12 protein-coding genes are annotated in these 14,327 nt (G+C 64.5%); 5 read left to right on the top strand and 7 right to left on the bottom strand.

Annotated features, from left to right (window positions below):
- Positions 1 to 16 precede the first annotated feature (16 nt).
- Complete coding sequence (locus tag AC6CIE_RS11845; RefSeq protein ID WP_498092277.1) at positions 17 to 2,302, bottom strand: cyanophycin metabolism-associated ABC transporter; 2,286 nt, start codon at positions 2,300 to 2,302, stop codon at positions 17 to 19.
- A gap of 259 nt (positions 2,303 to 2,561) precedes the next feature.
- On the opposite strand from AC6CIE_RS11845, the gene cphA (AC6CIE_RS11840) reads away from it, so the two are divergent.
- The 5 genes from cphA (AC6CIE_RS11840) to AC6CIE_RS11820 all read left to right on the top strand — a co-directional run bounded on the left by cphA (AC6CIE_RS11840) (position 2,562) and on the right by AC6CIE_RS11820 (position 9,165).
- Entirely contained in the window at positions 2,562 to 5,177 is a 2,616-nt protein-coding gene (gene cphA / locus AC6CIE_RS11840) for a cyanophycin synthetase (RefSeq protein ID WP_498092276.1), read from the top strand.
- Between the two features lie 59 nt (positions 5,178 to 5,236).
- The gene (gene cphA / locus AC6CIE_RS11835; RefSeq protein ID WP_286939123.1) at positions 5,237 to 7,807 is read left to right on the top strand and encodes a cyanophycin synthetase; all 2,571 of its coding nucleotides are present in this window, start codon (positions 5,237 to 5,239) and stop codon (positions 7,805 to 7,807) included.
- 552 nt (positions 7,808 to 8,359) lie between these two features.
- On the top strand, positions 8,360 to 8,560 hold the full coding sequence (locus AC6CIE_RS11830; protein WP_006218180.1) for a CsbD family protein: 201 nt from the start codon (positions 8,360 to 8,362) through the stop codon (positions 8,558 to 8,560).
- Positions 8,561 to 8,587: 27 nt separating this feature from the next.
- Positions 8,588 to 8,752 carry a DUF1328 domain-containing protein gene (locus AC6CIE_RS11825; protein ID WP_006389411.1) on the top strand — a complete coding sequence of 55 codons (165 nt, stop codon included), beginning with the start codon at positions 8,588 to 8,590 and terminating at the stop codon, positions 8,750 to 8,752.
- Between the two features lie 74 nt (positions 8,753 to 8,826).
- The gene (locus tag AC6CIE_RS11820) at positions 8,827 to 9,165 is read left to right on the top strand and encodes a BON domain-containing protein (RefSeq protein WP_056567736.1); all 339 of its coding nucleotides are present in this window, start codon (positions 8,827 to 8,829) and stop codon (positions 9,163 to 9,165) included.
- Positions 9,166 to 9,271: 106 nt separating this feature from the next.
- Here the strand turns inward: AC6CIE_RS11820 and AC6CIE_RS11815 are convergent, their stop codons facing one another.
- The 6 genes from AC6CIE_RS11815 to phaR form a co-directional block, all read right to left on the bottom strand.
- The gene (locus AC6CIE_RS11815) at positions 9,272 to 10,144 is read right to left on the bottom strand and encodes a PhzF family phenazine biosynthesis protein (RefSeq protein WP_175184295.1); all 873 of its coding nucleotides are present in this window, start codon (positions 10,142 to 10,144) and stop codon (positions 9,272 to 9,274) included.
- Positions 10,145 to 10,218: 74 nt separating this feature from the next.
- Positions 10,219 to 11,643, bottom strand: a complete 1,425-nt coding sequence (locus AC6CIE_RS11810; protein ID WP_498092275.1) for a 4Fe-4S binding protein — start codon at positions 11,641 to 11,643, stop codon at positions 10,219 to 10,221.
- Between the two features lie 41 nt (positions 11,644 to 11,684).
- Positions 11,685 to 12,533, bottom strand: coding sequence for an FTR1 family iron permease (locus AC6CIE_RS11805; RefSeq protein WP_175122866.1), 849 nt, complete (start codon positions 12,531 to 12,533; stop codon positions 11,685 to 11,687).
- A 14-nt stretch (positions 12,534 to 12,547) separates the two neighbouring features.
- The gene (locus AC6CIE_RS11800; protein WP_498092405.1) at positions 12,548 to 12,871 is read right to left on the bottom strand and encodes a cupredoxin domain-containing protein; all 324 of its coding nucleotides are present in this window, start codon (positions 12,869 to 12,871) and stop codon (positions 12,548 to 12,550) included.
- A gap of 32 nt (positions 12,872 to 12,903) precedes the next feature.
- The gene (locus AC6CIE_RS11795) at positions 12,904 to 13,440 is read right to left on the bottom strand and encodes an iron transporter (protein WP_056569437.1); all 537 of its coding nucleotides are present in this window, start codon (positions 13,438 to 13,440) and stop codon (positions 12,904 to 12,906) included.
- 222 nt (positions 13,441 to 13,662) lie between these two features.
- On the bottom strand, positions 13,663 to 14,229 hold the full coding sequence (gene phaR / locus AC6CIE_RS11790; RefSeq protein ID WP_175122867.1) for a polyhydroxyalkanoate synthesis repressor PhaR: 567 nt from the start codon (positions 14,227 to 14,229) through the stop codon (positions 13,663 to 13,665).
- Between the last annotated feature and the right edge of the window lie 98 nt (positions 14,230 to 14,327).

The following is a 14,327-nucleotide window of genomic DNA, read 5'->3' as shown; positions in this document are numbered from 1 at the left end:
GAGTTCCGTTTCCGCGTCAGGCCACGGCGGCCATGTCTTCGCTGCCCGACGCCTGGGCGTCGGCTTCCGCCTGGCGCGCCTGCGCCTGATACAGGCGATAGTAGGCGCCCTCGCGGGCCATCAGTTCTTCGTGCGGCCCCTGCTCCACGATCTGGCCGCGGTCCAGGACCACCAGCCGGTCGGCCTTGCGCAGGGTGCTCAGGCGGTGCGCAATCGCGATGGTGGTGCGGCCGCGGACCAGGTTGTCCAGGGCCTTCTGAATTTCTTTTTCGGTCGTGGTGTCCACCGACGACGTCGCTTCATCAAGAATCAGGATGCGCGGGTCGATCAACAGGGCGCGCGCAATCGATATGCGCTGGCGTTCGCCGCCGGACAAGGCCTGGCCGCGCTCGCCCACCAGCGAGTCGTAGCCGTGCGGCAGGCGCAGGATGAATTCGTGCGCATGCGCGGCGCGCGCCGCAGCCACGATCTCGTCGCGCGTGGCGTCCGGCCTGCCGTAAGCAATGTTCTCGGCAATCGTGCCAAAGAACAGGAACGGCTCCTGCAGCACCAGCCCGATATTGCGCCGGTAGTCGGCCACGCGGACCGAACGGATGTCCGCGCCATCCACCATCACGGCGCCTTCGGATACGTCGTAGAAACGGCAGATCAGGTTGATCAGCGTGCTCTTGCCCGAACCGCTGTGCCCCACGAGCCCGATCATTTCGCCCGGGGCGATCGTCAGATTCAACCCGCGGATGACCTGGCGGTTGCCGTAGCGAAAGCCCACGTCGCGCAGTTCGATGCGGCCGTTGATATGCGGCAGCTTGGCGGGGTTTTGGGGTTCCGGCACGCTGGACACGTGGTCCAGGATGTCGAAGATGCGCTTGGCGCCGGCCGCGGCCTTTTGCGTGACCGACACGATGCGGCTCATGGAATCCAGGCGCATGTAGAAGCGCCCGATATACGCCAGGAACGCGGCCAGCACACCCACGGTGATCTGCTTTTGCGACACCTGCCAGATGCCGAAGATCCACACCACCAACAGGCCAACTTCAGTCAGCAGCGTGACCGTCGGCGAGAACAGCGACCACGTCGTATTGACGCGATCGTTCACTTCCAGGTTGCGGTTGTTGGCTTCGCGGAAACGCGCGACCTCGCGCTTTTCCTGCGCAAATGCCTTGACCACGCGGATGCCGGGAATGGTGTCGGCCAGCACGTTCGTGATCTCGGACCAGATGCGGTCGACCTTTTCGAAGCCGTGCCGCAAGCGGTCGCGCACCGCGTGGATCATCCAGATGATGAACGGCAGCGGCACCAGCGTGACCAGCGCAAGCCACGGATTGATGCTGATCAGAATGACCGCCGTCATGGCGATCATGAGAATGTCGGTGGCGAAGTCCAGCAGGTGCAGCGACAGGAATACACAGATGCGGTCGGTTTCGCTACCGATGCGCGAAATCAGATCGCCGGTGCGCTTGCCGCCGAAATACTCGAGCGAGAGTTGCTGCAGGTGCGCGTAGGTGGTGGTGCGCAGATCCGCGCCGATGCGTTCGCTGACCCACGCCAGAATATACGTGCGCGCCCAACCCAGCCCCCACGCCAGAATGGCCGATCCCAACAGGCCGCCCAGATAAAGCCGCACAAGGCTGTAATCAATGGGTGCGCCGTTCTGGAACGGGATCAGCACATCGTCCATCAGCGGCATCGTCAGGTACGGCGGCACCAGCGTGGCCGCGGTGCCGAGCAGCGTCAGCAGAAAACCGGCAAACAACGGGCCGCGGTAGGGCCGCGCAAAACGCCACAGCCGCAAGAGCGCCCAGGTGGTCGACGGCGCGGCCTGCTCCTGATTGCACGTCGGGCATTCTTCCTCGCCCGCGGGAATGACGTTATTACAGATGGTGCAAGTGCGTTCTTCCAGCGCTTCGGCCGGCTTGCCCGACAGACGAATCGACTGCTGCGTTTCAAACTGGGCCAACAGCCGCAGCGCCGCGGGATTGCAAGCCAGCGTGAATCGCCAGACGCCCAGACGGCCGTTGTCGTCGTGCAGCTCCAGCACGGCGGCGCCGGCATGATCGCTGAGGGATAGCTTCAATTGAGGGCCGTATGGCCAGGATTCCCAACCGGAATCGTCGGGAAGGCGGGCGATCAGCCGTTTATCGGTCACGGCGACCAGACCCGGCTGGAATTTCAAACGCTGATCGAGGTCTATTTCAACCCAGGCCAGAAGGGTTTCGTCATCCGCCACTTCGGTGCGGATTTCATCCCGCCAGCGGGCAGGAAATGCGTCGGCAAGGCCGGAAAGCAGGTGTGGTTTTTTCATTGGAACGCATACCGGGCCAGGACTCTGCCCTACTAGGCGGCAACCGGTTTGACGCCATCGGCGGCAAACGTGTCCCTTCCTTACAACACAACGAGTTCACGCCATGAAGGCGTCGTATAGTATCAGCCGATTTTTCTAATTAGGAACATCTGGGATCCCCCACTCGTTGGCATTATTCTTAAGGCGCAACCCCAATAAAATCGCGGTCTTGCATAGGGGCGTCCGCGCGTGCCAACCTGCTTCTCGAGCGAATTAAAACATGAAAAAGAAAGACATTGAATTTATCGATGTCGTGGCTTTGCGCGGCCCGAACATTTGGACGTATCGTCCGGTCCTTGAAGCATGGGTGGATATCGGTGAACTGGAGGATTACCCCTCCAACACGATTCCCGGATTTTATGAGCGCCTGACGGAATGGCTGCCGACGCTGATCGAACATCGATGCAGCCCCGGCGTGCGGGGCGGTTTTCTTGCCCGCCTGAAAGAAGGCACGTGGCCCGGCCACATTCTCGAACACGTCACGCTTGAATTGCAGAACCTGGCCGGCTTGCGCGGCGGCTTCGGCAAGGCCCGCGAAACCTCCAAGCGCGGCGTCTACAAGGTCGTCGTGCGCGCCTGGCAGGAACAGGTCACCCGGACTGCATTGAACGAAGCGCGCGACCTCGTCATGGCCGCCATCGAGGACCGGCCGTTCGACGTGCCCGCCACCGTGGCCAAGCTGCGCAGCCTGGTCGACCGCCACTGCCTCGGCCCCAGCACGGCCTGCATCGTCGATGCGGCCGATGATCGCGATATTCCGTATATCCGTCTTTTTGAGGGCAACCTCGTCCAATTCGGCTACGGCTCGGCGCAGCGCCGCATCTGGACGGCCGAAACCGATCGCACCAGCGCCATCGCCGAAGGCATTTCACGCGACAAGGACCTGACCAAGGAACTGCTGTCGACCTGCGGCGTGCCGGTGCCCGAGGGGCGCCTCGTTGAAAGCGAGGAAGACGCGTGGGACGCCGCCGAGGATATCGGCCTGCCCGTGGTGGTCAAGCCCTACGACGGCAACCATGGCCGCGGCGTCTTCACCAATCTGACGACGCGCGAGGAAGTGGTCTCGGCCTATCGCGTCGCGGTGGACGAAGGCAGCGGCGTCATCGTCGAACGCTTCGTGCTGGGCAACGAACACCGCCTGCTGGTGGTGGGCAACCGCATGGTCGCGGCGGCCGCCGGCGAACCGGCGTGGGTGACGGGCGATGGCAAGTCGACCATCACCGAACTCATCGACAGCCAGATCAATACCGACCCGCGCCGCGGCCGTACCGAAAACCATCCGCTCAATCCCGTGCGCCTGGATTCCGCCGCCCGGCTGGAGATCGCGCGCCAGGGCCTGTCGGAAGACAGCGTGCCGCCCGAAGGCCAGCGCGTGCTGGTGCAGCGCAGCGGCAACGTCGCGTTCGACGTGACCGATCGCGTCCACCCCAGCGTGGCCGCCACCGTGACGCTGGCCGCGCGCATCGTCGGCCTGGACATCGCCGGCGTGGACCTCGTGGCCGAAGACATCACGCGCCCGCTGGATGAACAGCGCGGCGCCATCGTCGAAGTCAACGCCGGACCTGGCCTGCTGATGCACCTGAAGCCCGCCGACGGCACGCCGCGTCCCGTGGGCCGCGCGATCGTCGACCACCTCTTCCCCGAGGGCGACGCGGGCCGCATTCCCATCGTCGGCGTGACCGGCACCAACGGCAAGACCGTCGTCGCCCGCCTGGTGGCGCGCTTGCTGCACCTGTCAGGCAAGCGCACCGGCCTCGCGTGCAGCGAAGGCCTTTACCTGGACCGCCGTCTCGTGCAAAAGGGCGACCGCGCCGACTTCGCGTCGGGCACGCGCCTGCTCATGAACCGCAACGTGGACGCCGCCGTCATCGAGAACGACAGCGGCGTGATCCTCGGCCAGGGCCTGGCCTACGACCGCTGCCAGGTCGGCGTGGTCACCAACATCGACGACGGCGATCATCTCGGCGACTTCGACATCAACGAAACGGAACGCCTGTTCAACGTGTTCCGCACGCAGGTGGACGTGGTCCTGCCCGATGGCGTGGCCGTGCTGAACGCGCGCGATCCGCGCGTGGTCGAAATGGCCGAGCTCTGCGACGGCGGCGTGATCTTCTTCGGCATCGATCCCGCCCTGCCCGCCATCGTCCAGCACCTGGCCCAGGACGGACGCGCGGTGTTCGTGCGCGACGGCAGCATCGTGCTGGCACAGGGCAGCCAAGAAGAACGCCTGGCCGACGTCGCGGCCATCCCGCTGACACATGGCGGCCGCGTGGCCTTCCAGGTTGAAAACGTGCTGGCAGCCGTGGGTTCGGCGTGGGCGCTGGACATCCCGGTGGAACTGATCCGCGCCGGCATCGAGACCTTCGACATCGACCAGGCCGACGCGCCGTGGCAGTTCACGCTGTTTGAGCGCAATGGCGCCACGGTCGTAGTGGACGACGTGCACAACGCCTCGGGGCTGCGTCCGCTGCTCACGGCCATCGACCAGTTCCCGTCCGCCCGGCGCGCTGCCGTGTACTCGGCCGGCGCAGACCGCCGCGACGCGGACCTGATCGAACAGGGCAAGCTCCTTGGCGACGCGTTCGACCGCGTGGTTCTGTATGACGACGCGACCGTGCGCAGCAAGCGCCCCGACGGCGAAGCGCGCGCGCTGCTCCGCCAGGGCCTGGGGCAAGGCAGCCGCGTCAAGGACATCCAGGACGAGCCCGACCACGGCAAGGCCATTGCCAGCGTGCTGGACGGCATCGGCGCCGGCGACTTCGCGCTGCTGCAGTCCGACGAGGCGTTCTCCGGCCCGACCATCGATCTGGTCCGCCGCTGGATCCAACAAAACTGACCTTATTAGGCGCGCGGCCGCCCCCGGTGGACGCGCGCCAGACGACAGGAAACCCTGCCATGGAAGTCTCCCGAATCCGAGCATTGCGCGGCCCCAATCTGTGGAGCAAGAACACCGCCATCGAGGCCATCGTGTCCTGCGGCGATGCCGAATGCTCCATCGACAACCTGCCCGAGTTCGAAGCCCGCCTGCGCGCGCGGCTGCCGCAAACCGGCCTGCTGCGCCCCGAAGGTCACCAGGGCGCGGTGTCCATCGCCCACGTGCTGCAGATCGTTGCGCTGACGATGCAGGCGCACGCCGGCTGCCCCGTCACGTTCGGCCGCACCGCCTCCACCATCGAACCGGGCGTGTTCCAGGTCGTGGTCGAGTACAGCGAAGAAGAAGTCGGCAAGCTGGCGATGGAACTGGCGCAGGACCTCGTGCGCGCCGCGCTCGATGACACGCCGTTCGACATTGCCGACGCCCTGAAGCGTCTGCGCGAGCTGGACGAAGACGTGCGTCTGGGGCCGAGCACCGGCTCCATCGTGAACGCCGCCACCGCGCGCAACATCCCCTACCGCCGCCTCACGCAAGGCAGCATGGTCCAGTTTGGCTGGGGCAGCAAACAGCGCCGCATCCAGGCCGCCGAAACCGACCTGACCAGCGCCATCTCCGAATCCATCGCGCAGGACAAGGACCTGACCAAGATGCTGCTGGACGCCGCGGGCGTGCCGGTGCCGATGGGCCGTTCGGTGACCACCGCCGAAGAGGCCTGGGAAGCGGCGCAGGAACTGGGCGGTCCGGTCGTGGTCAAGCCGCGCGACGGCAGCCAGGGCCGTGGCGTCGCGGTCAACATCGAAACCCGCGAGCGCGTGATCCAGGCCTTTGAAGTGGCCGAAGAGATCAGCTCCGAGGTCATCGTCGAACGCTACATCCCGGGCCACGATTTCCGCCTGCTGGTGGTGGGCGGCGCGATGGTCGCGGCGTCGCGACGCGATCCGCCGCAAGTCACGGGCGACGGGCAGCAGACCATCCGCCAACTGGTGGAGCAGGTCAACGCCGACCCGTTGCGCGGCGACGGCCATGCCACCTCGCTGACGAAGATCCGTTTCGACGACATCGCCCTGGCGACGCTGAAAAAACAGGGCTTTGACGCCGATTCCGTACCGCCCGCCGGCACGCTGATCTTCCTGCGCAACAACGCCAACCTGAGCACCGGCGGGTCCGCAACCGACGTGACCGACGAGGTCCACCCCGAAATGGCGGCGCGCGCGGTGTCCGCGGCCCGCATGATCGGCCTGGACATCTGCGGCGTGGACGTGGTGGCCGAAACGGTGCAATACCCGCTTGAAGAGCAGCACGGTGGCGTCGTGGAAGTCAACGCCGCGCCTGGCCTGCGCATGCACCTGAACCCCTCGTTCGGCAAGGGCCGCGCGGTGGGCGAAGCCATCATCGCCAACATGTTCGCGGACGGCGACGACGGCCGCATTCCGGTCGTGGCCGTCGCGGGCACCAACGGCAAGACCACCACGGTCCGCCTGACAGCGCACCTGCTGGGCGCGGCCGGCAACCGCGTGGGCATGACGAACTCCGACGGCGTGTACGTCGACAATCTGCGCATCGACACCGGCGACTGCAGCGGCCCGCGCAGCGCGCGCAGCGTGCTGATGCACCCGGACGTGGACGCCGCGGTGTTTGAAACCGCGCGCGGCGGCATCCTGCGCGAAGGCCTGGCGTTCGACCGCTGCAACGTCGCCATCGTCACCAACATCGGCATGGGCGACCACCTGGGGCTCGGCTACATCAGCACGGTCGAGGACCTGGCCGTCGTCAAGCGCGTCATCGTGCAGCACGTGCATCCGTCGGGCATGGCCGTGCTGAACGCGGCCGATCCCATCGTGGCCGAGATGGCTGCAAGCTGCCCGGGCTCGATCACCTACTTTGCCGAAGACCGCAACCATCCCGTGCTGGCCACGCATCGCGCGCAGGGCCTGCGTTCGGTCTACCGCGATGGCGATGCCATCGTGGCGGCACAAGGCGCCGACGAGGTGCGTTTCCCGCTGGCCGAGATCCCCCTCACGCGCAACGGCACGATCACCTTCCAGGTCGAGAACGCGATGGCTTCCATTGCTGCGGCGTGGGCGCTGGACCTGGGCTGGGATGTCGTGCGCCGCGGCCTGGCCACGTTCGTCAACGACGCGCAGACGGCTCCTGGCCGCTTCAACGTGTTCGACTACCGCGGCGCCACGGTGATCGCCGACTATGGCCACAACCCCGACGCCATCCAGGCGCTGGTGCGTGCCGTGGACGCCATGCCGGCCAAGCGCCGCTCGGTCGTCATCAGTGGCGCGGGCGACCGCCGCGACGAAGACATCCGCATGCAGACCGAGATCCTGGGCGCCGCCTTCGACGACGTGCTGCTCTACCAGGACCAGTGCCAACGCGGCCGCGCGGACGGCGAAGTGCTGGCCCTGTTGCAGCAGGGTCTGGTGGGCGCCAGCCGCACCACGCAGATCGACGAGATCCATGGTGAGTTCGTGGCCATCGACACGGCGCTGGCGCGCCTGAATTCGGGCGATCTGTGCCTGATCCTGGTCGATCAGGTGGAAGAAGCGCTGGACCACATCGCCAAGCGCATCGCCCAGCCCTGAACGGCTCGGCGCAAATGCGGACGGGGCGCTCAGGCGCCCCGTTTTTTTTCGTCTTGCGATGCCATCAGCCGTGCGGGGATGCGATGGGCGCCGAGGCCTGATACCGGTCCGTCACGTGCGTGCACCCCACGGCCGCCATGGCGCCAAGCGCCAGCAAGATGGCGCTGCAAAGTCGTTTCGTCATGCGAGCTTTTCTCCCTTTACGTGGCGAACCGCCAGCCGGTTCCGTGTGGACTATACCGGCATGCGCCCTGCCCGGCCAGCCGCGCCAGCAGTGGGTTTCGAGAGCGGATCGGTTACTAGCCACGCACAAAAGGGGTCAAATGGTTGCTCAAATGTAACTCGACCTTCGTGCGCCCGGAACGCGTTTTCTCGTCTCAAACCCGGGGCATTTTCAGAGGCGGCGCAGTTACATTTCTCCACAGCGTGGTTTGACAGCCCCAGGGGGCGACTCGTAGCTTAGAACCTAGCTGATCAGTTCCCAACACACCGCGTTCCGGCAGCTTCATAGGCCATGAACCTGCCGCCGCACGAAACCAGAGAGAGGTCACCATGAACAACGACATCATCGCCGGAAAGTGGAAGCAACTGACGGGCAAGGCCAAGGCGGCTTGGGGTGAACTCACCGACGACGAACTGACCCGCACCGAAGGCAACGCCGAGCGTCTGGCTGGTCTGATCCAGGAACGCTACGGCAAGACCAAGGATGAGGCGCAAAAGGAAGTCCGCGACTTCTTCGACCGCAATCCCTGATTCCCATAACCACCAGGAGAAGCTGACATGTTGCATTACGCCGTAGTTTTCTTCGTTATCGCGATCATCGCGGCTGTCCTGGGGTTCGGCGGCATCGCCGCCGGCGCCGCGGGGATTGCCAAGATCCTGTTCTTCGTCTTTCTGGTCCTGGCTCTCCTGTCCATTCTGGGCGGCGCCTTCCGCAAGAAATAGAACCCGCATCTGAGCTTTAGTAGATCGTCATAGCGTCACGAACGCGCTGAACACCAATAAAAAGGAGCATTACTATGGAAATTCGCAAGCTGATCGCCGCCGCCGCACTGGGTACGGGCGCTGTCTTCACTTCCATGGCTTTTGCCGCCGATGACGGCAAGCCGAAACAGTCCGTGGGTGAGTACGCGTCCGACGCCACCGTGACCACGAAGGTCAAGGCCGCCTTTGTTGCCGACAAGCAGCTGAGCGCCCTGGAAATCGCCGTCGAAACCAACAACGGCGAAGCCACGCTGACCGGCACCGTCGGCACCGCTGCCGAAGCGGATCACGCCGCCAAGGTCGCCCGTGGCGTTGAAGGCGTGAAGCAGGTCAAGAACAACATCAAGGTTGATCCGGCCAAGAACCGCAAGTAATCAAGGCATCGATGTAGTTGACGCCTGATTTGAAAACGGCGCCTGTGCAAACAGGCGCCGTTTTCACGTCTGGCTTTTACATGCTCGCTTTGGGATTTGCGTTCTGCTATAGCGTGACGGCGCCGCGGCCGATTTCCAGCGCGCGTCCGCCCACCTGGATGCGGCCATCGGTCGACACATCCAGCTGCAGGCGGCAGGGGCGGCCGGTCTGGTCGCCCTGCTCCACCAGCACGCTGGCGGGCAGCGCGGCCTTGCGATGCAGGAGCCAGCCGCCGAGATTGGCGCAAGCCGAACCGGTGCCGGGATCTTCGTTGATCGCACCGCCCGGCGTGGCGTAAAAGTAGCGGGCCACGACGACCTGTCGGCCCGCCTGGACATTGCCTTCGTCAAACGCAAACAGATAGAGCGACTTGCGTTCGAGGCTGCTGGTCTGCCAGCGGCTGAGCAGCGACGCGTCCGGCTTGGCCCGGCGCACTGCGTCCACGCTGGCAAGCGGCACGAGCAACTGGTCCGCGCCGGTATCCACCCAGATCGGGTCGGCCAGCAGGTCGTTTTCGCCCAGGCCCACCAGCCCGGCGATGCCGGCGGGATCCAACTTGGGTGCGGCGGTGCGCACCCCGCCCGGACACGGCGCGGTGAAGGTCCACGCGTCGCCACTGGCGGACAGCGGCACGACACCAGCCTGAAATTCCAGCGTCAACGCGTCGCCGGTCTGCCTCAGGTCGCGCACGACCTGCGCGGTGCCAATAGCCGGATGCCCGGCGAACTTCATTTCAAAGCCCGGTGTAAAAACGCGCACCCGCGCGTCGGCTTGATCCGAAGGCAGGATGAACGTGGTCTCGGACAGATTGAATTGCGCCGCAAGATTGAGCATGGTGGCATCATCCATGCCGCGCGCGTCTTCAAACACACAGAGCTGATTGCCGCTGAATGTGGACGAGGCAAAAACGTTGAGTAGACGAAATGCGTAGGAAGCCATGGCGGATAGCAGTGAGGAAAATGCCGGCGGCGCCGGATAAGCCCCCACTGTATCGCAGCGGCCCCGTCAAACGCTTACCAGACCGCGAAGAACAGCACCCACGCAATGCAGAACGGCGCGAGGCCCGCGGCCAGCACAAGACCCGCGCCAACCTTGCGCGCCATGCCGACCGGACGCGCATTCAGGAGGCGCGCGTAAAGACGCAGCGTCCACAGCACCGCCAGGGTCAGCAGCGTGAACCGGACCGGCGTCGCCCATGCCGCCTGCACGCCTTCATGCTTGAGCAGCGTGATCGTCGTGGCGGACAGGCCCAAAAACACGCCAATGCCAGCCAACGGAATCAGCGCCTGCGCCAGCTTGTGCAGACCGGCCCGCCCCCAGCGCGATACGGGCGCATGGGCGGCATGGGAATTGACGGGCGCCGGCGGCACGGGTGCGGCGGGCGCAATGCGGTCGGCGAGCCACAACGACAGGAAGGCCGCGCCGCCCACGCATATCGTGGCGCCGACGACAAAGAGCAGAATGCCGGCGCCGTCCAGCCACGAGAAGCTGTCGTTCACGTCCGGGTAGTGCGTCAGGATGAACCACGGCGCGTTGTCCATCAGCGGCCATAGGATGTCGTGCTCGACCAGCCAGGTCGCGGCCCATTGCTTGGCCGTCACGAACCACGGACTGGCGCTCCAGAGAAACGCGCCGATCGCAATGCCCATCAGGCCGAAACACAGCAATGCCGTCTGCCACGGATCGCCATCGGCCACGTGCACGATCTCTTCTTCAGGCGAGCGGGGTGTCAGTGCAATGGCGCCGCGATAGCCACTGCACCGTCCACAGACGTGGCAATCGCCCGCGCCCTTCATATGGCGCAACGGCACCAGCGGCGCACAGTTGATGGGCTCGATGCGGATGACGGGATGGCGCCACTTTTCCTCGTCGACCTTGAAGTGCCAGGGCGCCAGCTTGGCCAGCAGGTTGAACACGCCATTGACCGGGCACAGGTACTTGCACCACACGCGCTTGCTGCGCCCGTAGCGCCAGCCGACGATCATGGCTGCCACGGTGGATCCGCCCAGGACGGCCAGCACCGCCAAGGGGTACTGATAGACACTGACCAGCTGACCGTAGATGGTCGTCAACGCGAAGGCCACGAACGGCCAGCCGCCCCAGCGCATCCACTTCGGAATGGCCCGGCCCTGGCCGCGCTCGCTGGCCCATTCGGTCAGCATCCCTTCGGGACACAGCCAGCCGCACCATGCGCGCCCCAGGATTGGCATCGAGATCAGGACGAACGGCCACCACACGCCCCAGAACGCAAACTGCGCCACGACGGTCAGGTTGTTGAACACCGAGGCCGCGTTGTCGGGCAGCGGCAGCAACGCCGGCACGATGAGGAGGAACGCGTACAACGCGACAATGCCCCACTGCAGCTTGCGCAACAGCGGGGCATGGTCACGGAGGAAGTCGGCGATGCGGGAGGTTGCCCTCCCGAGTGCAGCAGCCATGGTCAAACCTTAAGAAAATCAGTCCGGAGAAAACACCGGAATCAGGATGCTCCGCGGGCAGCGGCCACGGGCGCAGGCCGTCCGCCCGCCCAGCGCAGCAGCGCCCAGACGATGATCCAGTAAGCCACCCACAACAGCAGCGAGGACAACGCAGGCAATGCGCGGTATCCCGCGAAGTCGGCCAGCACCTTGCCAATGCCCGTGCTGTCGCTCAGCAGCCAGGAGCTGTCCCAGACCGGGTCCACGATGGTGGGCAGGACATCCAGCGAAATCAGGTGGTCCAGGCCGCCCACCAGCAACGAGCCGGCCAGGAGCAGCAACAGGATTTCGGTCACGAAGAAGAAGCGGCGCCACGTGATGAGCTTGCCGCCCAGTTGCAGCAGCCAGAACGTCAGCAGCGCCACCGCGAAACCGGCCACGCCTGCGACGGCCAGCATCAGCATGTCGCTGCCGCCCTCGCCCGCCGACACCGTGCCGTACAGGAACACGACGGTCTCGCTGCCTTCGCGGGCGACGGCGATGGCGACCAGCACGAGCAGGCCCCACCAGTTGTCGCTTGCCACGGAGGCGCGCGCCCCGCTTTCGAGTTCGCCCTTGAGCGTGCGGCCGTGCTTCTTCATCCACACGACCATCTGCACGACCAGCGCGCAAGCGGCCAGCGACATGATGGCCTGGAACCATTCCTGGCCTTCATCGCTGAGCCAGGACGACACGCCCAGCAGCACCAGCGCCAGCGCCACGGCCAACGCCAGGCCCGCCGCCACGCCGCCCCACAGGTACGGCAGCCCGCGCTTGCCTTCCGGCGTGGCGCGCAACCACGTATACAGAATGCCCACCACGAGCAGGGCTTCGACGCTTTCGCGCCAGACGATGAAAAGTACCTGTTCCATGCTTTGGTGCCGCGTTATTCCTTGGGCTTGACGGCCAAGGTGCCTTTCACGCTCTGGTGAAAGTCGTCAAAAAAGGGATACTCGCCGGGACGCGAAATGGTGATGACCACGAAGGACTTCACCCCCGGTCCCAGGACTTTTTCCTTGCGCAGCGGAATGCTTTCGAATTCCACCGGCTCGTTGCTCTCGTTGATGAGTTCAATCTTGAAACGGCCCGCGGGCACTTCCAGCGTGGCCGGCTCAAACGTGCCGTCCGGCTTGAACCGCAAGGTGAACGTGGGCAGTTCGTCCGCCTGCGCAGGCGCCATGCCGGCTACGCCGGACAGGCCGATGAGCATTGCGGCAAGTACGCGAAGCAGGCGGCGCACGATCAGTAACCGCCCTTCTTGCCGGTGCCGGCGTAGACGAATTCATATTCCAGGTCGAACGGCTCGAACCATTCGCCCACACCCGTTTCCTTGTCGACGTGACGGCCGAAGTGGCTCATCTTGTTCGCCGTCGGCGGCAGGATGGTGTACTTGAGTTTGTATTTGCCCGGACCCTCGAGCTTCACGTTTTCGCCATAGTGCGGGCCATCGTTGGCGACCATGGGCATGAACGTGCCCTTCTGCACGTTCTGGCTGCCGACCTTCTGGATCTCGTAATTCACGACCAGATACGGCACCCACTCGCCTTCAGGAAAACCAGTCTTGTTGCCGGCCGTGGCGTGGATGTCGGCCTCCAGGTGCACGTCGGAATCCTTGGCCGGACGCATCATGCCGGGCGGGTCCATTTCGATCGGCTGCAGATACACCGCGCCGATTTCCATGCCGCCCTTTTCGACAGGCTTGCCGATGGGGTATTCGGCCGCATGGGCGGCGGACACGCTCAACGCGACAATGGCCAGCGCCAAGGCTTTCTTGATCATGTGCATAATCCTTGAGACACAAATGAAAATAGCGGCTCTCAAAACACAAACAAGAACCGTTTTCATTAATTTAGTGGATTTTGCTGACACAACCCTGAACCTGGCCGCACTAAAAGTGCCGGATCATTGCGTTGGCTCAATCAGCAAAAAGCCGCCTTGGCATGCGCCAAGACGGCTTTTTTGCATTGACGCGGACCGGTCAGGCCCTGCGTCCGGCGGTGGTTACTTGCGGCCCGCGCCCGGGGTGCTGCCCGGCGTGAACGGGAAGGTCGAGAACATCGCGCGCGTCTGATCCTGCATCTGGTCCTGCATCTGCACGAACAGGTTTTTGCTCTGGTCGATGTAGTTGTTCATCATGTTCTGCAGCATCGGCGTCTGCACGTTCATGAATTGCGTCCAGGCTTCCGGCCCGAACTGGCTGCCGTACAGGCCCTTGGACTGCTCGGCCATGCGCTGCTGGATCTCCATGAAGGCCTGGATGTTCTTTTCCAGGTACGAGCCCATGATGCCTTGCATGGCGTGGCCGTAGAAACGGATGATCTGCGACAGCATGTTCGAGGAGAACATGGGCATGCCGCCGCTCTCCTCTTCAAGAATGATCTGCAGGAGGATGCTGCGCGTCAGGTCTTCGCTGCTCTTGGCATCGACAACCTGGAATTCCTCGTTCGCCAGGACCAGTTGCTTGACATCTGCCAGGGTGATGTAGGTGCTGGTCCGGGTGTCGTATAAGCGACGGTTGGGGTATTTTTTAATCAGGCGCAGGCTGGCGCCGGTTTGTGCTTGCGTCATGGTTGTCCCCGGATCGGGCGATCTCTTTAGGCTTCGAATAATGTGAGTGTAATGCCGTACGGCCCTCTGCCCGAAGCCGTACAGCGCCAGTGGGCCGC

The sequence above is a fragment of the Achromobacter sp. GQ309 genome (assembly GCF_059759315.1).
Note: the sequence above shows the minus strand (reverse complement) of the source record. Positions and strands in the feature narration are given on the sequence as shown.